Raw genomic sequence first — 18,557 nt, forward strand, 5'->3', positions numbered from 1 at the left:
AATCTCCTCCTTATGCCACGACGCGCTCGGGTAAGCGCTCGCGATCGTTTCTTCTGATACTAAAGATCACGTACGCGGCCATCAGCGCTGCAGCAAACACAGCCGGAACAAAACCAGTGGCCAAACGTCCCTCCAACAAGATCGTTCCCACTTGGGTAATCAGCAGAGCCAGACCGTATCCCATGCCAAGTTGGAATCCGATGGCTCTAAAAAGCCACTTGCGGTCTTCCATCTCTGCGTTCATGGCACCAATCGCCGCGAAGCAGGGTGGTGTGAACAGGTTGAAGGCCAAAAAGGCATAAGCGGTGACGGGTGTGAACAGGCTCGTCAAAGGGCCACCGGGCACGTGTAGCGCCTCTTCTGTGGCCACGACCAACAGAATGGCAAATGTGGAGACAACATTTTCCTTGGCGATAAAGCCCGTCAAGGTAGCGGCAGCAAGCTGCCAGCCCACGAAGCCCAGTGGGATCAGCAGTGGAGCGATCACGCCACCGACGGAGGCCAGGATGCTATTTCCCTGATCAGCCACCACCTGCAGGTTCCAACTATAGGTCTGCATGAACCAGATGAGGGTGTTCATCACGAGGATGATCGTGGAGGCCTTGTAGATAAAACCTTTTGCCTGTCGAATCATCTGGCGGAAGGCGTATTTCACACTCGGGATCTTGTACTCAGGGAGCTCGATGAAGAAATTCGAACTGCTTTCCCAGCGGAATAGACGCTTGAGCAAGAGACCACCGATGATGATCATGACCACAGCCATGATGTACATACTCGGTCCTACCCAGGAGGACTCAGGGAAGAAGACTGCAGAGAACAGGGCGATGATCGGTAGCTTCGCTCCACAGGGAACGAAGGGCGTGAGCATCGTGGTCATGCGACGCTCGTTCACATCCTCGATGGTTCTTGTCGCCATGACACCGGGGATCGCACAACCGGATCCCACGATCATAGGGATGATCGACTTACCGGAAAGGCCAATCTTTTTAAAGTAGCGGTCCATCACAACAGCCACTCGGGCCATGTAACCGCTGTCTTCTAACAGACCAAGTAGGAAGAAAAGGACCATGATCAGGGGCAAGAAACCGATCACGGCTCCCACACCACCAATAGCACCCTCGATGATCAGATCTTGCATCAGAGGTGCCACATTGAGGGTGGCGAAGAAGGCCGCGGTGGCCTCGGGAATGATCTCGCCAAAGAGTACCTCGTTAAAATATTCGGAAAGGGCTCCACCGATGCCCTCGATGGCCGTAGCATAGACACCCCACATGATGAGGAAAAAAATCGGAAGACCGAACCACTTGTGGGCGAAAATTCGGTCGAGTCGGTCTGACATCCGGAGGGCAGAAGCTTTGTGCTCACGCTTAAGAGCACCGCCAATCATGTGATCCACGAGTTCCTGACGTTTTTCGTCATTGGCTCGATCGGCCACGGGAAGCAACGCACGAGGTGCATCCTCAACCTTGATCGCCCGGGCGATCAGATCTTTGAGCCCCGTCCCCTTCGTGGCCACCGTGGGCACGATGGGGCAACCGAGACGCTCGGCCAAAAGTTCTACCGATAGTTGATCCTTCCTTTTCTCCAGGGTGTCTGTCTTATTCAGAGCGATCACCATGGGAATATCGAGTTCGAGAAGTTGAGTGGTCATAAAGAGGCTCCGCTCGAGATTCGCGCCATCTAAAATGTTGATAATGACATCTGGCGCCTGGTCCATGATGAAATCACGAGTGATGACCTCTTCCCCCGTAAAGGGGGTGACAGAGTAAGCACCGGGGAGATCCACCAGTGTGATGGTTTGATCGGATGGAGAAAATTTCTTGCGAACTTTTGCCATACGGCTGTCCACTGTAACGCCTGACCAGTTACCTGCAGTCTCCCGACTACCCGTAAGATGATTGTAAAGTGTTGTTTTCCCGCAGTTCGGGTTACCCACCAATGCTATGCGCATAAGAGCCTCCTTTTTAATATGAATGCGAATCAATCAATGATATGGAGTGAGAACTTTTATCAGTGGAAGGTGAAAAAACAGGGCCGTCAATTGGCCCTAGACCTGCAGATGGATGGATCGTGCCATGTTCTTGTCAAGCGCATAACGTCCGTCCTTGATACTGACAACGTAATTTCCTGCCAGAATCGATACCAGCGTGATTTCGGTGCCCTTAGAACAGCCGAGGGACCGGAGGAATTTGGACGTCCTTTCATCCCCCTCGATCTTGTCGATCACGGCACTTTCGCCTACTTTGAGTTCGTTCACCCGCATGCATTCACCTTCCCTGATATATCTATCACATTTACATGATAAAGATTATCACTATCAGGGGGTGGGTGTCAATAGATAAGACCACATTGGAACGATTACAAATCGAGAATGCCGTCGTCCACACCCTCGTGACTTCATTCAAAACTTGACGAAGTCATCCTGTCCTCTTTGGTTAAATACCCACGTGGCGTCACCATTGCCGTGTCAAGGTGTGCTGTCCGGCTGTTACCCACGATCACGAGACTGTTCATATCGACCGTCTGCGGATCGATTCGATCCGTTGTCGTCCAGATGACCACCTCGCCAGCTCGATAGGCATTCTTGACGACGCCAACGGGCCGATTATCCATAAGTGTCTCCGTGATGATCGATAGTGCCCTCGTGAGATGATTCGGTCGCCCGTGGCTTCTCGGATTGTAAAGGGCGATGACCAGATCCGCTTCTGCAGCCAGGCGCAGGCGCTTTTCAATCAAGTGCCAGTCTGTCATGAGGTCGCTGAGGCTGATCACCGCATGATCGTGCATCAGAGGAGCCCCGAGTAATGAGGCGGCTGCGCTCGAGGCGGTGACCCCAGGTACCACCGCTACTTGTAGGGATTGCTCTTGTGTATCGACCATTGTATAGACCAAACCGGCCATGCCATAGATCCCGGGATCACCGGAACTCACGATGACTGTACGCTTACCAGCGAGGGCGTGATCGATGGCCGCTCGACAGCGCTCCGCCTCGCCTCGCATCCCATTGGATACGACGGTTTTCCCAACGAGCAGGTCCTCGATCAGAGCGGTATAGGTGCGATAACCCACAACGACCTCTGCCTCATCAAGAATCCGAAGCGCCTGGAGAGTCATCTGCTCTCGGCTCCCCGGACCGATGCCGACCACATGCAGAATCTGATTTCGGGGCTCTTTACGCATGATTTTTCTCCTCTCGGTAGCCATGGGCAAAGGTGGGATCGTAGAGAAGCGAACGGGCCCCTTCACTCTCCAGAAAGCGACCGACCAAAATCTGCGCCGTGCGCGTGATGCCGGCTTCTTTCACTTTTCCCGCTATGTCCGCCAGGGTGCCTTCAACGATCTTCTGATCGGGCCAACTGGCACGCTGGACGACGGCCACCGGTGTTTCGACGGGATAATGCGTCAAAAGATCCTCCACCACTTCATCGATCGCCTGTACCGAGAGAAAAATGGCCATTGTTGCCCTGTGTTTGGACAACGCCACGATAGACTCTTCCTCTGGCACCGGCGTTCTTCCGGCGCGACGCGTCAAGATCACCGTCTGGGAGACACCCGTCCTGGTGAACTCTCGACGGAGGGCCGCTGCAGAGGCGACAAAGGAGCTGACACCCGGGATCACTTCATAAGAAATCTCTCGTAAATCCAAGGCATCCATCTGTTCTCCAATGGCACCGTAGATACTCGGATCTCCCGTATGCACCCTGGCCACCCTACCACCCGCTTTGACAGTTTCTCCGATGAGAGCGATCACCTCCTCATGGGTAAGGCCCGCGCTACTGATTCTCCGTGCACCCGGCTTGATTTTTTGGACAACGGCCTCCGGGACGAGCGAACCCGTGTAAAGCACCAGGTCCGCCCCCTCGATCACACGCTTCCCCTTGACGGTAATGAGTTCCGGATCTCCGGGTCCTGCTCCGATGAAATAAACACTACTCATTGGTGCCTCCTTTCTTACTAATCAGAATAGAAAAATAAGCTGGTCGCATACTCCTCATCAGGTCTTTTGCATCGAGAATCCGCTCTCCGCTCATGCCCACGCGTTCCACCAGCACCATCTGTCGATCGGATCGCAAAGCCCTCGCTAGTGTATCTGGATCTAAAGAGGGTTTCATGATCACGACGGTATCCACGGCTTCGGATGCGTCCTCGACTTTCTGGTTGTCATGACCCGATCGGATGATCAGCGATTGATCGTCCACCACTAATGGGCTTTTCATTGCGGCCGCCCCGGCTAAAAATGATGGGATCCCCGGAACCACTTCAAAAGGGACACATCGCTCTATTAAATAGGGGACCGTTAGCATGAAGGTGCTATAGATACTCGGATCCCCCAGGGTGATGAAAACACCGATTCCACCTTCTCTTTGGTGTTCATGGATTAACTCCGCATTCTGCTGCCAGTGGATCGAAAGGAAAGCTCGGTCCGCTGCCATGGGATAGACCAGGGGAATCAAGGATGCCGTCGTTCCCAGCAGATGAGGCCTGATGATCTCGAGGGCCGTGCTCTTCCCGCCTTCATCTTTCACCGGGTAGTAGATTCGAGAAGCACTGTTGAGTAGACGAAGGGCTTTTAGAGAGATCAGCTCAGGATCTCCCGGTCCCACACCCACGCCGTATACCTTATCCATGTTGTACCTCCTTCAAATGCCCGATGAGCGCGTCAGCTCCTTCTGTACGACCGATCAATCCTCTCTGGTAAGAGAAGACCAAGACCTCGATCTCCAGCCGGTGGTAGACATAGGCTTCCAAACGTTCTTTCACCGATCTAGCCAGTTGATTGAAAACATAAGCCTTGTCCCACCGGTAAGCCGCTTCTACAGCTTCTTCTGTTGTTTGCATCTCGTAGAGCGAGCGGATCTGTTCAATTGTCAGGTCGGCGTACAGAAAATGGGCTGACAAAATGGCCATGCGTCCGTCGGCCACTCGGTTGTGGGTGTGAAACACACCACCGGCGACCTTGGCCAGCTTTCCGATATGGCCGGCAAAGAGCACACGTTCGACCCCCTTCTCGACACAGGCTTCGAAAAGAGAACCAACAAAGTTACTGATCCTCAGGATCCGTTCTTCAGGGATCTGCTGCTGCAAACAGTAGTCCCTGCCGATATTCCCGGGCACGAGGACCAGCTCATTTTCTCCTTTCTGCTGCAGTTCTAAAACCAAACTGTCCTTGAAGGCCTCGTCGCTCATCGGTTCAACGATACCGGTGGTCCCGAGGATCGACAACCCGCCCTTGATACCCAAACGCGGGTTAAAGGTCCGCTTCGCCAGCTCCTCTCCTCCCGGGATTTCGAACACGACCTTCAGGCCACCTGCGTATCCTGCCGCTTGACATTCAGCCTTGACGGACGCCAAAATCATGCGTCTGGGGACAGGGTTGATAGCCGGTCCATCGGGAGCAACCGCCAGACCAGGCCGGGTCACCTGTCCCACACCCCTACCGCCTACAAGAATCATTCCGGGCTCATCGGAAAAAGAAACCCTAGCCCTTAGGGTCATACCGTCGGTAATATCGGGATCATCTCCTGCATCCTTGATCACGGCGCAGACGGCTTCCTCCTTCCCTTTGCTCGAGCCGACAATTTCAACGGGTACCGTCCACCCCTTGGGTGTCTCCATACGCAGGAACGTGGGAGCGACACCCGTGAGCAGTAGCCGGGTGGCACCACGCGCCGCCGCCGCTGCACAGGTGCCTGTGGTGTATCCGAAGCGAAGCCATTTCCCCCCGCGGTAAATTTTTCGGTCTGCTTTTTCCATTCTCATCCGAGGTCATAGAGCCCCTCTCTCCTCCTCTCGAAATAGTTCCGCTTTGCACCGGGGTCTTGGGCCTTGTCCACGACCTCAGGATTCAAAGTGAGCACGATAGGATCCCTTTCCGTTTTGCCGAGAACCGATCCATCCGGTGCAAAGGCCATGGCACCTCCGGAAAAGGCGATGCCGTCCACTTCCCCGTAGAGATTGGTGGCCAGTACGTACTGGCCGTTATCCATGGCCCGCGCCGCCAAGTAGCGCGACCAAAGCGTCAGCCGATCGCCCGCTATGACGGGTGATGCGTGAGGAACGACCATCACCTGCGCACCCCAGTTGCGATGGGTGAGAAAGATCTCGGGAAAATGACCCTCGATACAAAGAGCTGTTCCAAACTGCCATCCCCTCCAGCGGAAGGGTACCAAGCCGTCCCCCGGTCGACATATTTTCTCCTCACGCCTGCCCAGGTGCGTTTTCGCATAGACCGTGAGTTGCCTTCCAATGTGTAGGTATGCCATCTGCCGACGCATTCCCTCGACATAGGAGGCTCCGATCATCAGGGAAAGATCCGCTTCTTCAGCAGCCTTTCGGATGCGATCGAGTTCCGGCGCACTGTTTTGCAACCAGTTGACCTTGTAAGGGTCCGACGTATATCCCGTCAGAGCTCCCTCTGGAAGGATCAAGAGTGCCACATCTTCTTTGGCGTATCGCTGGATGAGATGCAGGACACCCTCTGTGTTCCGCACAAGATCAAGCCTGTTTTCAAAGGGACACAAGGCCACTTTCAGTCTGTCCATCGATCCGCCATCGCCTGGGCCAAGGCTTTCAAAAGGTCTTCTGCGCAAGCGTATGCATCTCCCGGGACCTGTGGTCGTCGGACCATCACGATGCTTATCCCCAAGCCCTGGGCCGCTTTGATCTTATCGGTCAAACCACCATGACGACCACTTTCCTTAGTCAACAACCACTTGATGCCGTGATCCTCCATGACTACGCGGTTAAACGCTTCGGTAAAGGGTCCCTTGGCCGCCAAGATCTGACCGATCGACAACCCCATTTCATGACAGGTGGCGATTGAAGCAACACTAGGTAGGACGCGCACCAACAACCTTGTCCTATCGATTTTTTCAACGATTCGAGGTAGTGCGCGGACGCCCGTGGTTACAAAAATCGGTCCCTCCGTTTCTGAGAGAAAACGCACTGCTTCCCCCACCTCATCAAACATGGTGATCTCCCGGGGCAAAGAGTCCCCTCCTTCGCGTTCGTAACGGAAATAGGGCATCTCGAGTGTTTCGGTTACCTGACGCAAAGTGTGGGTGACGCTCACCGCAAAGGGATGGGAAGCATCGATGACGACCTTCACGTGCTCTTTTTCTATCAACCTTTTGAAGCCCCCGCTACCGAGCGGACCACGATGGATTGTCCCCTCGTCTGCCCCGGGATACAGATGCCCAACGTGATCGGTTACTGTGCTCACGTGTATGGCGTACCCTAGGTTGGTCAATCGCCTGTAGATTTGAGACGATTCCGTGGTGCCACCCACAAGAAGAACCGTCTGTCGCGTCATTTCTCTGCTCTTTCGATCCAACATGAAAAGGTCATCCCCTTTCCCCTGTACACCGAGCCCACTTGAACCCCACCCTGCGATGCAAGGTAACCACATGGTGCTGCCACGGCACCGACTCCGATTGTGCGCTGGACGAAGTCCGAGGTTTCGAATGTTTTTTCGACCTTGGCGATTGCTTCGATCGAGATTGTCTGAGGATCGATGGCACCAAAGGTTCGCTCAAAAACATGGTGGCATCTCTTGAAAGCGACCGACTTTGTTTTTAGATCGATAGACGCTAGACACTTGACGCGTCGAGGATCCATCCCTTGACGCATTAAAAACGCGACCAGGGCATCAAACAGCGTCTCACCTGTGATCTCCCTGCGAAATCCCACACCAACCACCACATTCTTAGGGAGGAGCCTACAGACCACCCCATGCTCATGGTCGGTTCCCGGTAGATGCTCAATCATAATCAGAGGAACCCTTCCTGCGCTAGGGGTTGTCGGCACCTCACCCCTCAGGTAAGACCCCGGATCCCAGTAGGTGATCGGTTCGCCATTGACCAGCCGTGCCGTTGCCCTTATGACTTCTTCTCGATCGGCCATGATCAAACCATTACGCCGGGCGAAGAGATCGACCGCTTCGATCCCCTGCCCATCTGAGGCAGTGGTGATGACCGCCTCGACGCCCAATTGATCTGCAATCTGCTGAGTCAAGCGGTTGGCGCCGCCGAGATGGCCCGAGAGCAAACTGATCGGAAAGCGGCCCTGTTCATCAATAAGCACGACCGCGGGATCCGTGAACTTATCACAGAGTACTGGCGCGATCAACCGCACGGCAATACCGGTGGCCATCACCAAGACCCACGCATCATGTGTTGGCCATTGCCTTTGAAACCAGCCCTTCACGGGTCCTTCCCAAGGGGATTCTTCTCCCTTTGCAAATGAAGCCTTTGGATAGTGAACCCCCTGTAAGTGCTGGTTGATCCTTCTCGCCGTCTGCGCCCCACGACGCGTCAGACTGACCAGGCCGATGGTTGTTTGCTCACGCATCACCGCTGATCACCTGCCGTTCAGCACAGAGGAGAAAAATGGGATTCTCGCTTTCTGCCATCCCCATAGAACCCAAGCGATCGAATCGCGAGATCTGTATCTGGGCAATAGAAACGAAGAGGTCGTCACGCTCGTTAAAAAAGCGCCTCGCTTCCTCTAGCGTCTTCAGGGTGATCGCAGTCATCACAACAATCTGTACACTCGCCTTCTCGAATACTGCCGCTAGGATGCGGTCGAGCTGCCCGCCAGATCCTCCGATGAACACTTTCGTGGGACGATCGAAGATCTGCTCAAAACAATCCGGTGCTCTACCCGCGAAGATCTTGAGCTTGTCCGCCTTGAGGTGTTCACGGTTCTCTTTGATCAACCGGAGGGCATCGTGCTTGACTTCGATGGCGCACACGGCCTCCACTGGGCTGCACAGGGCTGCCTGCAGGCCCACGGAACCGCTGCCGGCCCCCACGTCCCAAAGCACATCGTCCTCACCGAGATCGAGTTTCGAGAGCGCAATCGTTCGCACCTCTTCCTTCGTCATGGGTACCTTTCCCCTGAGAAACTGCGCATCTCTAATCCGCATCGACAATCACCACCGCCAGTGGATCATAGGGTTTTCCCAAGAGAGCGACCGCAGAACCCCTGTCGATCACTTCCTCCTGACTTCCCAACTGGCACCCTACGGTCACTCGAGTATGGCCATGGCCAGCGGCGACCAACTGCGTGATCAGATGGTGGGGTGGCCGATCCGGATCCGTCAATAAAACCAGCGATCGTCCCGCTCGATAGCGTTCGAGCCACGCATTGTCACTCCCATGCAAGCTCACAAGATCATACTGCTCCCAAGATCGACCAATACGTGCGAAAAGATACTGAAAAGCGCTGATCCCAGGGACCACCACCGCCTCTGGAAACTGACAGAGAAGCTTTCGAGACAAACTGTAAAAACCCGGATCACCCGAGACGAGCACCACGGTTTGATCCGTGGTGCGGCTATTCTCGATCCAAGCGCTCACTTGGTCCAGCCTGCCCTGATAAGAGGAAATCTTGACACCCTCGGGCAGGAAAGAAGCGTCCAGTAGACGATCGGAGCAAAAAATTCTCGTGGCACGCTCGATCTTTTCTATGGCCTCCAGGGTCAGCGTGCGCGCTTGACCCGGGCCGACTCCTACGATAAAGAGCTCGCCTTTCATCCTTCGTCCACTCCCTCTTCTACACTTAGTTTCATCAGGGCGTTCATAATGGAAGCCGCCACGGGACTCCCGCCCTTTCGACCGCTTACGATCAGATAGGGAATCCCCAGCGTTTTGGCCAGTTCCTTTGATTCTGCAGCCCCAACGAAACCAACGGGCACACCGATCAAAAGCTTTGGGGGCTTGATGCCGCGCTTAAGCTCCTCGGCCAAATGGAAAATGGCTGTGGGCGCATTGCCACAACAGAAGATATCGATTCCACCTCTAAGCCCCTTTTCAATGGCTACCATCGAGCGCGTGACATTTCTCTCCACAGCCTCCGCGTGCACATCTGCATCATGCACACAAGTTACAGGACGTACCAGTAACCGCCTGGCATTCTTCTTATTGAACCCGGCTACAATCATCTCGGTATCGGTGTAAACAGTAGGACCCTTGCGGAGCAGAGATAGGGCTGTTTCCAAAAAGGTATCGGATATCTCAATGAGCCGGGCGTACTCGAAATCTGCGGTCGTATGGATCACTCGGTAGATGATTGGGCGCAGTGCCTCCGCTACCTCCAAATCCATCGCTTGTGCCTCGCGATGGATAATCTGTAGACTTTTCGCTTCAATGCCAACCGGACTCTTTTCATACATGGGGATTACCTAGTCCGCGTACGCAGGGTAGATGGTGTTGAAAAGGTGTTCCGCACCTTCGATCTGGCGAAAGGTCGGTGATGAAATCAATTTTTCGTCAACGATCAGCACCCGGTCTTCACGAACCGCCCTGATCGCATCGAAGCCAGGTCTGGATTGGATCCCTTCGATCGTCACACCCTTGTTCATGACCCCTTCTTGTGCAATGTACACATCGATCCTATCGGCTTTCTCTAAAATGCGCTCGACTCCATAGTCTGCGACGCTCGAGGAGGACGCTTCCTCGAGATCCACCTCGGCCACATTCTCAACACCGATGATCTCCAGGGTCTGGTAGGCCATGGACCCGCGCGCTGCGGTTCTATAGTCTTTCTCCCTTGATTCGAAGAAGACCCCTAGCCGTTCATTTTCTGGAATCGCGGCAGCACGGTCCTTCAGTTCCTGTAGTCTCTCCGCATAGATCTTTAAAGCCTGCTCGGCTTCGTCTGTCTGGTCCACGATCCTGGCGAGCCGCAGGACATAGTCATCGAAGTCATCCCCGTGAAAGTCAAGGGCTACCACGCGGATACCAAAGTCCTCCAAGGGCTCGAAAGTGTCGACAAATCGCTTGGCCATGGCGCTTCTCACGAGAACAACATCGGGCTTAGCCGCGATGAAAACCTCCGGGTCATCTTTGTAACTGAAGCTCGGCTTCTCAAGGGCCTCAGCAGGATAGGCTTCGCTGGTACCCACACCGATCAGCTGATCCTGTGCATCGATGGCGAATAAAATTTCAGTCATGGCGGAGTAGGTGCTGATCACACGCTCTGCCGGCTCGTCAAAGGTATGGGTCACGCCTAGATCATCCACGAAGGTAAAGGGTTCGAAAGCCTCCTCCTGAATTTGTTCCTCTCCTAGAGAGACCGATTCACTGGAATCTGGCTTGGGTTCTTCAACCACTTGCGATAGAGAGTCTGCTGTATCACATCCCACCAAGGTCAAGAGGAGCAGCAGGAGCATAAGCACTGATATGTTTTTGATTTTCATAGGATTCCTTCTTTCTTTTTTCAATATGTTGTTCGTATCGAATGCCACGGGCTTGTACGCTCGCCCTTACTCTAAAAACACGTCGGATCATAGCGTCGGTCATGACCTCGTCTGCCGGACCAGATTGATGCAGGCTACCCTCGTGTAAAACGGTCAGGTCATCGCAAAACTGATGGGCCAGCTGGAGATCATGGAGTACCATGAGGATGGTTTTCCCTTCCTCGCGTGTTTTCTGTTTCAGGGCCTGTAGAAATTTGAGTTGGTAGTAGATATCGGCGTTTGAGAGCCCTTCGTCGATCAGAATCAGTTCGCTTTCTTGGGCCAGTGTCTTGGCATAGAAGACACGTTGTTTTTGGCCACCGCTAAGTTCCGTCATCGGGCGATCTTTTAGCTCCAACAAGTCGCTCTCATAAAGCACCGACTCGATCTTCCGCGGGTCAATCCCGCCGTGGGCGAACTGTCCCAGGGCCACGACCTCTGCCACGGAAAGATCGAACTGATGATGCTGCTGTTGCCTCATGTAGGCAACGTGGCGCGCCAGTAGCTTCCGGGAGAAAGTGTCCGTACGGCGTCCGTCGATCCGGATGGTGCCTTCGTGGGGTATCAACCGTACGATGGCATTGAGGATCGAGGTTTTGCCGCACCCGTTACTGCCCAGAAGCCCGTGGAGTCCACCACGTGCCAGTGAAAAGTTCACATCTTTTAGAATTTCCTGTTGGCCAAAGGAGATGCCTAGGCCATTGATTTCAAGTATCGATTTCATGTGATCGAACGCCTCCCTTGATAGAGGTACAAAAAGAAGGGTCCTCCGATCAACGTGGTGAGAATCCCCACGGGCACGGCGTGGGGGAGGTAGGCCCGGACCACCGTGTCTGCCGATAACAAGAAGAGTGCGCCCAAAAGGACTATGATCGGTAGGCATCTACGGTTCGAACTCCCAACCAGCATGCGCCCGATGTGGGGTGTGATGAGACCCACGAAGCCGATGATTCCGCTAAGCGACACGGAAAGTGCTATGAGCACGGAAGTCGCGATCACCAGTACCTTGTAATAGCGATCGTATTCGAGCCCAACGATCAATGCCTCTTCTCTCCCCATCATCATGACATCCAGTTCTTTCCGCCATCGGTAGAATCCACCCGTAGCCAGGAGTACCACCGTCAGGAAGACAAGAGCACTCGCGAGCGAAGCGCCACCTAGGGATCCCATGAGGAAGGCAATAATTCCCGCCACCTGCTCGTCGGCCAGGTACTTGATAAAAGTGATACCAGAGGATAGAATCGTGCTCACGATGACCCCGGCGAGTACCACGTTGGTCGCATGAAAGGCACCGCGATGGGAGGCCACCCGGAGCACCACGAGGAGTGTAAGCAGTGCGCTGAGTACCGCCGTGATCTGATGCGAAATGTGCAGACCATACCGCATATTCAGATAGATAGCCACGGAGGCACCAAAGGCTGCACCTGATGACATCCCGAGTGTCGACCCACTGGCCAGCGGATTGTTCAATAGGATCTGCATCGTATGTCCGCTCAATGAGAGTGCGATACCGACCGCGATGGCCAGCAGAATCCGGGGCAACCTGATCTTGACAAGAATCACCCGTTCGATGGGATCTTGAAAGCTCTGGGCATGCGCGTGACCACTGTAGAGTGCGATGATGATCATGATCAATAACAAAAAAACCAGGACCACCAACGCAAGAATTTTCCTTTGTTTCAAAGGTTTTCCTCCTCGTTGATGCTCCTGTAGCATGAAAAAACGCCCATCTGGGAGATGGACGTGGTTGATTCAAAAAGCGATTGCCTTTTTCACAACGTCGATCTTTCTCATGGCCCAGGAGAAAATCTTTGCTGCAAATCTGGCAGGTCTACCGGCTCGACGTCATCCTCTAGGACCCTTCCCACTCGAATGCTCGAGCAGTGGTTCGTTTCCCTTCGTCAGTCATACGGTTGCTGGGACAGCTCGGGCTTTGTACCCGATTCCCTATTAAGTCTTTCGACACCAAGTTTGCTATGAACTTCACAAACAGTATAGCAGAGGGAAACATTCTCCACAAGTCCTTTCGCCAAATGAGCGTGGATCGGATCCTGAAGAGCCCGGATTCAGGCCTCTAAGCGATCGAAGGTGTTCTCGAAAATTTCAAGATCTTTTTCATGGAAGAGGACGAACCGGATCTCGCGCAACATCTCGAGATATGGCAGTCCATCGAGTACAGCCTTAAGCGCCACCTCTGCTGCCTCTCGGATCGGGTAACCGAAGATCCCCGTGGAAATCGCTGGAAAGGCCACGGACTGGACATCGTGGGTATCGCAAAGCTTGAGCGCCGCGCGGTAACAGGTGGCCAGCAGTTCATCAGACGGTTCATCCCGACCGTATACAGGCCCCAGGCAGTGGATCACATACTCATTGGGCAATTTATAGGCCATGGTGATGACCGCTTCACCGGGTTCAATCGGCGCATAGGGCCGACAGGCTTCCTCTAGTTCCGGACCAGCGGCTTCATGGATGGCCCCGGCCACACCTCCACCGGGTTTCAGCGCGGCATTTGCGGCATTGACCACCGCCATCACATCTGGTTGGTCGGCTATATCGCCCACCACCAGTTTAACCGTGATCCCTCCGATCGTACGCTCTAACATGATTAGCCCTCCTTAGGTTTTCCTATTTGTGTGCTTAGCACCATCTATCGAACACGCTCGGAGCAGTACAGATTGCTGTACCATCCTTGCGGGAGTTGCTTCATGGCTCTTTCGTGCGGGTTAGAAAAATGATTCCCCTGCAAATAGTCGTTCCCCTGGTCGCTTTTATCCTCTGAGATCAGCCGAAGGTTGGATGGTGCGTCGAGAAGAGGGCTTGAAGACCTCCTGGTGGTGTACTGATGATCGGGCTCTTTTCCATGATACCCTTCAAATGGTTTCTCTCACAAAATATCTCTTCAGTTTCCAATATCGAAAAGTACGCGCCAGTCACCCGTCTCATCTCTCTTCCAAGTAGTGGAGTAGCTCCCCTTCTCGATGATCTTTTCCCCTGAAGGGATCTCGTAGCTACGTTCATAGGTCCCACTGGTGTGACCGAGGGTCCCGTCAACGGAAACCTGTGCCTCCAGCGGCTCCCAAATCAGTTGAAATCCCGGCTTATCGAAAAAACGCCTCATCGCAGCTCGGATCAGCTCTCGTCCGATCAGTCGGTTTTCACGGCCAGAGACCATGATCCCATGCTCATCGAAGCCTTCCGCGAATGCACTGCCGCCACCTTCCTGCACCGCATCGCAAAAGGCGCGGTCCGCTTCCATCAGCTCCTCCTCTGGGTTCACATGGACAGGCTCGAAGAGCAGCGGCAGACCATCGGGATCCACAAGGGCCAGGCTGCCCATCGCCTCTTCATAATCGATCGACTGATTATCGAACAGCGTTCGAATTTCATCTAATCGGTCGCTGTAAAAAGAGAGATGATTCGACTCCAGCATCCCTTCGAAAAGGCCTATGACCACACCATCGGATTGAAGCACCCGCCACTTTTTTCCCTCTCGATCTGGAAAACCACCATTTCTATGCCCACCATCGATCGTGCGAAAACCCAAGGCTTGGTAGAATGCCAAGGACTTCTCCAGATCCTCCGTCTTTAAGTTGATTGCCACATGTCCTGTCATCATCCGTTCTCCTTTCCCATATTTGTCCTTCTCTTGTTCTCTCTTGACTCTTGTTCTGACTTACACTACACTGGTAAATGAAAATACTACATACGCGAACAGGTGCCCCGGGTACGGGGAGAATAGGGAATCGGGTGAAAGTCCCGGGCGATCCCGTCACTGTATTCGGCGAGCAGACTCCTCATCATGCCACCGGCTGTAAGCATACAGCTGGGAAGGCGAGAGCCCTGCCTTGACCCGTGAGCCAGGAGACCTGCCTGTTCGTCAGCTCCCGACCCCAGGGGTCGGACGTAGGACGATGGTAAAGTCCACGGTCTTTTTGACCGTGGGCTTTTTTTCGTCTAAAAAATAAGAAGGAGTGATCACATGTCTTCATCCCAGCGCCGTATCCCTATGATTGGCTTGTTTCTCGCCATGAGCGTCATCGGCTCCCTCATCAAGATTCCCTCCCCCACGGGAACCATCGCCCTTGATGCCCTACCCGGCTTCGTCGCCGCCACCCTTTTCGGAGGCGGAACCGGTGCTCTGGTGGGCAGTCTAGGCCATCTTATGACAGCAGCCTCCGCGGGCTTTCCCCTGGGTCCCCTCCTCCACCTGTTCATCGCCCTAGAGATGGGGCTCGTCATGTGGTGCTACGCTTATCTCAGGAGTCGGGTGAACCGACCTTTGACGCTCGTCCTCACCATCCTGGCCAACGGGATTCTCTCCCCACTCGCCTTTGCCTTCATCCCGGGTTTCGGTATGGGCTTCTTCCTCGCTATGGTGCTACCACTTACCGTAGGCAGCGCGGTCAACGTGCTACTTGCCGATCTGATCGGTGAGCGGCTCATCGGTCGCGTAAGTGAACGTCGCTATGCGAACGAATAGGGATATCAGCCTACACTCTTTGAACGAAAGACAAGTCCTTGTCGTCGCCTGTGACTCCTGTGGGGGTATCGGGGAGGCTTCCGGTGATACCGTGATCTTTCCAACAGTTGACGTCGCCGTGCTAACGGCCCGGGTGGTCCTGATGGAGCTCCTTTCCTCAGGCGCCTCGCTCCTCACAATGACGGCCGCGGTCTGCAACGAGCCCGCAGTAGGCGATCAGGTCCGCCTCGGCATCGAAATCGCTCGCGAAGAGGGAAATTTACCTGCTTTCGAAATCACCCTAAGCACAGAAAAGAACATCCCCACCTCTCAAACCGGGATCGGTTTGACAGCCATAGGCATCTGCGACCGCGACAACCTGCGGATCGGTCGCACGACGTCCGGCCACCATCTCTATGCTGTGGGTCGCCCCAAGGTCGGAGAAGAAGTGGTGGCGGACGAGGGCGAGATCGCTACGCTTGAGATCCTGACCAAGCTGCTTCAACATCCTCAGGTGGTGGAGATTCTGCCCGTAGGCTCCGGTGGCATCGCTAATGAAGCCACCTGTCTCGTCGACACAAGGAAACATAAGATTGAGTGGCAGGTGATCCCCGGTTTGGATCTAGACAAGTCCGCTGGACCCAGCACAAGCCTCGTCATCAGCACACAGGGACCACTCGACCCATCGTTTCTTTCACCTTGTCCGGTCTACCCGATCGGACTGGTCCGATGACCCCTTCCCCTCCTTTCCCGCCCAGCGTTTGGGAAATATTCCAAGGTGCATCCCGCGGGATTTTGTGATAAAATATTGCCTGTTGAGCTCAATGAATCATAGCATCTAGCGGGAGGCATACAAGTGGTCAAAGATTTGAGAAACGCCCTGCACAAGCTTTCGATGTCCAAGAGACAGCGCATGGTGGCAGGTAACCAGCTCCTCCAAAAAGAGAAAGAAGCGCTGATCATCACGATCGCGGTCCTGATCACGAGCCTTCTCATCTCCGTGGGTCTGTTGATCACACATGCTTTTTAGTCAAAAGAGTCGCCCGAGCCGGGCGGCTCTTTTTTAATTATCGGTCACCTGACCCCCATAATGGTCCATAACAAAGGTCTGGTCGGTAATCGGCGGTCTGACGTACCGCTCCTCGACCTCCCGAGGTTCGAGTGCAATGGGTTCGGGCGTTAGGTCCTTATAATCAATCTGCTCGAGCAAATGACGGATGCAGTTGAGCCGCGCGTGTCGCTTGATATCGGCATCCACCACATACCATGGGGACTGCTTGGTATCCGTGTGCGCGAACATGACATCCTTGGCTCTTGAATAGTCCACCCAACGTTTGCGCGATTCCATATCCATCGGGCTCAGTTTCCAGCGCTTCGTCGGATCCTCAAGCCGGGCCTCGAAACGTCGCTCCTGCTCCTCATCGGAAACCGAGAACCAATACTTGATCAGGATGATGCCCGAACGAATCAGCATCTTCTCGAACTCAGGACAGGTCCTGAGAAACTCGCGGTACTCTTCATCCGTGCAAAAGCCCATGACACGTTCCACTCCGGCGCGATTGTACCAACTGCGATCGAAGAGTACAATCTCGCCGGCAGCAGGTAGCTTGTTCACGTAGCGCTGGAAGTACCACTGTGTTTTTTCCTTTTCCGTGGGGATACCAAGGGCCTCCACTCGGCAGATCCTGGGGTTCAGACTCTCTGTGATTCTCTTGATCACACCTCCCTTACCGGCGGCATCGCGCCCTTCGAAAATCACCACGACCTTGAGTCCATTTTCTTTTACCCACTCCTGGAGTTTCACGAGCTCGATCTGCAGTTTCCTCAGTTCCTTTTCATAGGGTTTCCGCTTCAGTTTCCGCCGTTTGATTCCCTCGATCTCCACTGTCTTGAAATTCTTCGATGAAAACCCCTCTTTCTTTTCCTTCTTACCCATGGAACTGCTCCTTTCCCTCTGGTGATCCACACCTTCTGATACACGTTACAAAGTGATATACATATACCCCCTACCACCGTTAATTCCCAACGAGTTCGGGAAAATGCCTTCGGAGCATCGATTGAAATGCAGCTGCATCTTCGAGTTGAATGACCCGCTTGTCGCCCGCTTCCGTCAGCAGAAGGCGGTCGTCGGTCAAGGAAACTCTTCCGTTTTCTGTGAATCGTGAGAGAATCGTTCCCTTGCGAAAGCGCGAGTCAGGTGCCTTGGCATAATGGTAGCACTGTTCCTTGAAATCCTGCAGCTCTCTGGCGACGGGACAAAGTTCATAGCAAAATGACCGTTCTCTCTCCAGACCCTCTCGCCAGAGAATCCTATTGTCATTCTCTTGTTCCAACCAGAACGTTCCGCGCTCGTCAGAGAATTTTTTATCCACCACCAAGGGGAACGGCTCAACGAAATGATCGCCAAAGCCCACATCCACCAGATAAGATGCACCCTTTATAGCCACCTCAAGCACCAGATGGTCAAAAAAAGTTCCTTTCTCTTCAACCCGAGCACCGAGCATCCGCACATCGAAGCCGATGACTTCCAGAAGCGCGGCGAAGAGACCGTTGAGCTCGTAGCAGATGCCACCTTTTCCCTGGTACAAAATCTTATTCTCTAGAGCTCTTATCTGCAGGTCGGGACATGCACCCTCTCGAATCATCAGGTTTTCGAAGGGAATGTGCTCGAGATGGCGCCGGTGCAGCAGTTGTAGCGTTTCATGATCAGGTCTGACCTTCCGATCGATAGCCAGCCGCTCGAGATATCGATCGAAGCTTCTACTCTCCACTACCCTTACCTCCTTTCAGATCCTAGCACAACTTGACATCCCTATCATAGCGCGTTAGCTCCCGTATCGCCATAGTGGCTGAATATTT

Annotated in this window: 22 protein-coding genes and 2 riboswitches; of the genes, 3 read left to right on the top strand and 19 right to left on the bottom strand. The window is 54.0% G+C overall.

What is annotated here, in order from left to right:
- Positions 1-10: 10 nt before the first annotated feature.
- The 17 genes from feoB to ACULM0_RS02980 form a co-directional block, all read right to left on the bottom strand.
- Complete coding sequence (gene feoB, locus ACULM0_RS02900) at positions 11-1,951, bottom strand: ferrous iron transporter B (protein ID WP_463678964.1); 1,941 nt, start codon at positions 1,949-1,951, stop codon at positions 11-13.
- Between the two features lie 96 nt (positions 1,952-2,047).
- Positions 2,048-2,257 (bottom strand): FeoA family protein, encoded by a 210-nt coding sequence (locus ACULM0_RS02905; protein WP_463678965.1) that lies wholly within the window; start codon positions 2,255-2,257, stop codon positions 2,048-2,050.
- A gap of 140 nt (positions 2,258-2,397) precedes the next feature.
- The gene (cobJ, locus tag ACULM0_RS02910; RefSeq protein WP_463678966.1) at positions 2,398-3,180 is read right to left on the bottom strand and encodes a precorrin-3B C(17)-methyltransferase; all 783 of its coding nucleotides are present in this window, start codon (positions 3,178-3,180) and stop codon (positions 2,398-2,400) included.
- On the bottom strand, positions 3,173-3,937 hold the full coding sequence (gene cobM / locus ACULM0_RS02915) for a precorrin-4 C(11)-methyltransferase (protein WP_463678967.1): 765 nt from the start codon (positions 3,935-3,937) through the stop codon (positions 3,173-3,175). Before cobM ends, cobJ begins: the two co-directional genes overlap by 8 nt.
- A complete protein-coding gene (gene cobI, locus ACULM0_RS02920; protein WP_463678968.1) occupies positions 3,930-4,628 on the bottom strand; it encodes a precorrin-2 C(20)-methyltransferase in 699 nt (232 codons plus the stop codon). Before cobI ends, cobM begins: the two co-directional genes overlap by 8 nt.
- Positions 4,621-5,760 carry a cobalt-precorrin-5B (C(1))-methyltransferase CbiD gene (cbiD, locus tag ACULM0_RS02925; RefSeq protein ID WP_463678969.1) on the bottom strand — a complete coding sequence of 380 codons (1,140 nt, stop codon included), beginning with the start codon at positions 5,758-5,760 and terminating at the stop codon, positions 4,621-4,623. Before cbiD ends, cobI begins: the two co-directional genes overlap by 8 nt.
- Entirely contained in the window at positions 5,757-6,542 is a 786-nt protein-coding gene (locus tag ACULM0_RS02930; RefSeq protein WP_463678970.1) for a carbon-nitrogen hydrolase family protein, read from the bottom strand. The genes cbiD and ACULM0_RS02930 overlap by 4 nt, the downstream gene beginning before the upstream one ends.
- A complete protein-coding gene (gene cobK, locus ACULM0_RS02935; protein WP_463678971.1) occupies positions 6,530-7,336 on the bottom strand; it encodes a precorrin-6A reductase in 807 nt (268 codons plus the stop codon). The genes ACULM0_RS02930 and cobK overlap by 13 nt, the downstream gene beginning before the upstream one ends.
- Positions 7,309-8,349 (bottom strand): cobalt-precorrin 5A hydrolase, encoded by a 1,041-nt coding sequence (locus ACULM0_RS02940; RefSeq protein WP_463678972.1) that lies wholly within the window; start codon positions 8,347-8,349, stop codon positions 7,309-7,311. The genes cobK and ACULM0_RS02940 overlap by 28 nt, the downstream gene beginning before the upstream one ends.
- Entirely contained in the window at positions 8,342-8,926 is a 585-nt protein-coding gene (gene cbiT, locus ACULM0_RS02945) for a precorrin-6Y C5,15-methyltransferase (decarboxylating) subunit CbiT (RefSeq protein WP_463678973.1), read from the bottom strand. The genes ACULM0_RS02940 and cbiT overlap by 8 nt, the downstream gene beginning before the upstream one ends.
- Positions 8,916-9,536, bottom strand: a complete 621-nt coding sequence (cbiE, locus tag ACULM0_RS02950; protein WP_463678974.1) for a precorrin-6y C5,15-methyltransferase (decarboxylating) subunit CbiE — start codon at positions 9,534-9,536, stop codon at positions 8,916-8,918. Before cbiE ends, cbiT begins: the two co-directional genes overlap by 11 nt.
- On the bottom strand, positions 9,533-10,174 hold the full coding sequence (locus tag ACULM0_RS02955) for a precorrin-8X methylmutase (protein ID WP_463678975.1): 642 nt from the start codon (positions 10,172-10,174) through the stop codon (positions 9,533-9,535). Before ACULM0_RS02955 ends, cbiE begins: the two co-directional genes overlap by 4 nt.
- 9 nt (positions 10,175-10,183) lie before the next feature.
- The gene (locus tag ACULM0_RS02960; RefSeq protein WP_463678976.1) at positions 10,184-11,200 is read right to left on the bottom strand and encodes an ABC transporter substrate-binding protein; all 1,017 of its coding nucleotides are present in this window, start codon (positions 11,198-11,200) and stop codon (positions 10,184-10,186) included.
- Positions 11,136-11,963, bottom strand: a complete 828-nt coding sequence (locus tag ACULM0_RS02965; RefSeq protein WP_463678977.1) for an ABC transporter ATP-binding protein — start codon at positions 11,961-11,963, stop codon at positions 11,136-11,138. The genes ACULM0_RS02960 and ACULM0_RS02965 overlap by 65 nt, the downstream gene beginning before the upstream one ends.
- A complete protein-coding gene (locus ACULM0_RS02970; RefSeq protein ID WP_463678978.1) occupies positions 11,960-12,922 on the bottom strand; it encodes a FecCD family ABC transporter permease in 963 nt (320 codons plus the stop codon). Before ACULM0_RS02970 ends, ACULM0_RS02965 begins: the two co-directional genes overlap by 4 nt.
- 124 nt (positions 12,923-13,046) lie before the next feature.
- Positions 13,047-13,224, bottom strand: a riboswitch (cobalamin riboswitch).
- 81 nt (positions 13,225-13,305) lie between these two features.
- Complete coding sequence (locus ACULM0_RS02975; protein ID WP_463678979.1) at positions 13,306-13,842, bottom strand: macro domain-containing protein; 537 nt, start codon at positions 13,840-13,842, stop codon at positions 13,306-13,308.
- A 296-nt stretch (positions 13,843-14,138) separates the two neighbouring features.
- The gene (locus tag ACULM0_RS02980; protein ID WP_463678980.1) at positions 14,139-14,855 is read right to left on the bottom strand and encodes a DUF4440 domain-containing protein; all 717 of its coding nucleotides are present in this window, start codon (positions 14,853-14,855) and stop codon (positions 14,139-14,141) included.
- Positions 14,856-14,935: 80 nt separating this feature from the next.
- A riboswitch (cobalamin riboswitch) is annotated at positions 14,936-15,127 on the top strand.
- Positions 15,128-15,218: 91 nt separating this feature from the next.
- Between ACULM0_RS02980 and ACULM0_RS02985 the strand changes: the two genes are divergently transcribed.
- The 3 genes from ACULM0_RS02985 to ACULM0_RS02995 all read left to right on the top strand — a co-directional run bounded on the left by ACULM0_RS02985 (position 15,219) and on the right by ACULM0_RS02995 (position 16,728).
- Positions 15,219-15,719 (top strand): ECF transporter S component, encoded by a 501-nt coding sequence (locus ACULM0_RS02985; RefSeq protein WP_463678981.1) that lies wholly within the window; start codon positions 15,219-15,221, stop codon positions 15,717-15,719.
- Positions 15,706-16,431: an alpha-ribazole kinase gene (locus ACULM0_RS02990; protein ID WP_463678982.1), complete on the top strand. Its 726-nt coding sequence runs from the start codon at positions 15,706-15,708 to the stop codon at positions 16,429-16,431. The genes ACULM0_RS02985 and ACULM0_RS02990 overlap by 14 nt, the downstream gene beginning before the upstream one ends.
- Positions 16,432-16,554: 123 nt before the next feature.
- Entirely contained in the window at positions 16,555-16,728 is a 174-nt protein-coding gene (locus tag ACULM0_RS02995) for a hypothetical protein (RefSeq protein WP_463678983.1), read from the top strand.
- 33 nt (positions 16,729-16,761) lie between these two features.
- On the opposite strand, the gene ppk2 is transcribed toward ACULM0_RS02995, so the two are convergent.
- Together ppk2 and ACULM0_RS03005 are read right to left on the bottom strand one after the other, a co-directional pair.
- Positions 16,762-17,634, bottom strand: coding sequence for a polyphosphate kinase 2 (gene ppk2 / locus ACULM0_RS03000; protein ID WP_463678984.1), 873 nt, complete (start codon positions 17,632-17,634; stop codon positions 16,762-16,764).
- A gap of 79 nt (positions 17,635-17,713) precedes the next feature.
- On the bottom strand, positions 17,714-18,469 hold the full coding sequence (locus tag ACULM0_RS03005; protein WP_463678985.1) for an arylamine N-acetyltransferase family protein: 756 nt from the start codon (positions 18,467-18,469) through the stop codon (positions 17,714-17,716).
- Positions 18,470-18,557 lie beyond the last annotated feature (88 nt).

The sequence above is a fragment of the Halotolerantifilum yawarlongkerapense genome (genome assembly GCF_054506745.1).

Excerpts from the sequence above, each read along its gene's own strand:
- feoB (WP_463678964.1), bottom strand. The coding sequence starts at position 1,951 with ATGCGCATAGCATTGGTGGGTAACCCGAACTGCGGGAAAACAACACTT.
- cobJ (WP_463678966.1), bottom strand. The coding sequence starts at position 3,180 with ATGCGTAAAGAGCCCCGAAATCAGATTCTGCATGTGGTCGGCATCGGT.
- cobM (WP_463678967.1), bottom strand. The coding sequence starts at position 3,937 with ATGAGTAGTGTTTATTTCATCGGAGCAGGACCCGGAGATCCGGAACTC.
- cobI (WP_463678968.1), bottom strand. The coding sequence starts at position 4,628 with ATGGATAAGGTATACGGCGTGGGTGTGGGACCGGGAGATCCTGAGCTG.
- cbiD (WP_463678969.1), bottom strand. The coding sequence starts at position 5,760 with ATGAGAATGGAAAAAGCAGACCGAAAAATTTACCGCGGGGGGAAATGG.
- ACULM0_RS02930 (WP_463678970.1), bottom strand. The coding sequence starts at position 6,542 with ATGGACAGACTGAAAGTGGCCTTGTGTCCCTTTGAAAACAGGCTTGAT.
- cobK (WP_463678971.1), bottom strand. The coding sequence starts at position 7,336 with ATGTTGGATCGAAAGAGCAGAGAAATGACGCGACAGACGGTTCTTCTT.
- ACULM0_RS02940 (WP_463678972.1), bottom strand. The coding sequence starts at position 8,349 with ATGCGTGAGCAAACAACCATCGGCCTGGTCAGTCTGACGCGTCGTGGG.
- cbiT (WP_463678973.1), bottom strand. The coding sequence starts at position 8,926 with ATGCGGATTAGAGATGCGCAGTTTCTCAGGGGAAAGGTACCCATGACG.
- cbiE (WP_463678974.1), bottom strand. The coding sequence starts at position 9,536 with ATGAAAGGCGAGCTCTTTATCGTAGGAGTCGGCCCGGGTCAAGCGCGC.
- ACULM0_RS02955 (WP_463678975.1), bottom strand. The coding sequence starts at position 10,174 with ATGTATGAAAAGAGTCCGGTTGGCATTGAAGCGAAAAGTCTACAGATT.
- ACULM0_RS02960 (WP_463678976.1), bottom strand. The coding sequence starts at position 11,200 with ATGAAAATCAAAAACATATCAGTGCTTATGCTCCTGCTGCTCCTCTTG.
- ACULM0_RS02965 (WP_463678977.1), bottom strand. The coding sequence starts at position 11,963 with ATGAAATCGATACTTGAAATCAATGGCCTAGGCATCTCCTTTGGCCAA.
- ACULM0_RS02975 (WP_463678979.1), bottom strand. The coding sequence starts at position 13,842 with ATGTTAGAGCGTACGATCGGAGGGATCACGGTTAAACTGGTGGTGGGC.
- ACULM0_RS02980 (WP_463678980.1), bottom strand. The coding sequence starts at position 14,855 with ATGATGACAGGACATGTGGCAATCAACTTAAAGACGGAGGATCTGGAG.
- ACULM0_RS02985 (WP_463678981.1), top strand. The coding sequence starts at position 15,219 with ATGTCTTCATCCCAGCGCCGTATCCCTATGATTGGCTTGTTTCTCGCC.
- ACULM0_RS02990 (WP_463678982.1), top strand. The coding sequence starts at position 15,706 with ATGCGAACGAATAGGGATATCAGCCTACACTCTTTGAACGAAAGACAA.
- ppk2 (WP_463678984.1), bottom strand. The coding sequence starts at position 17,634 with ATGGGTAAGAAGGAAAAGAAAGAGGGGTTTTCATCGAAGAATTTCAAG.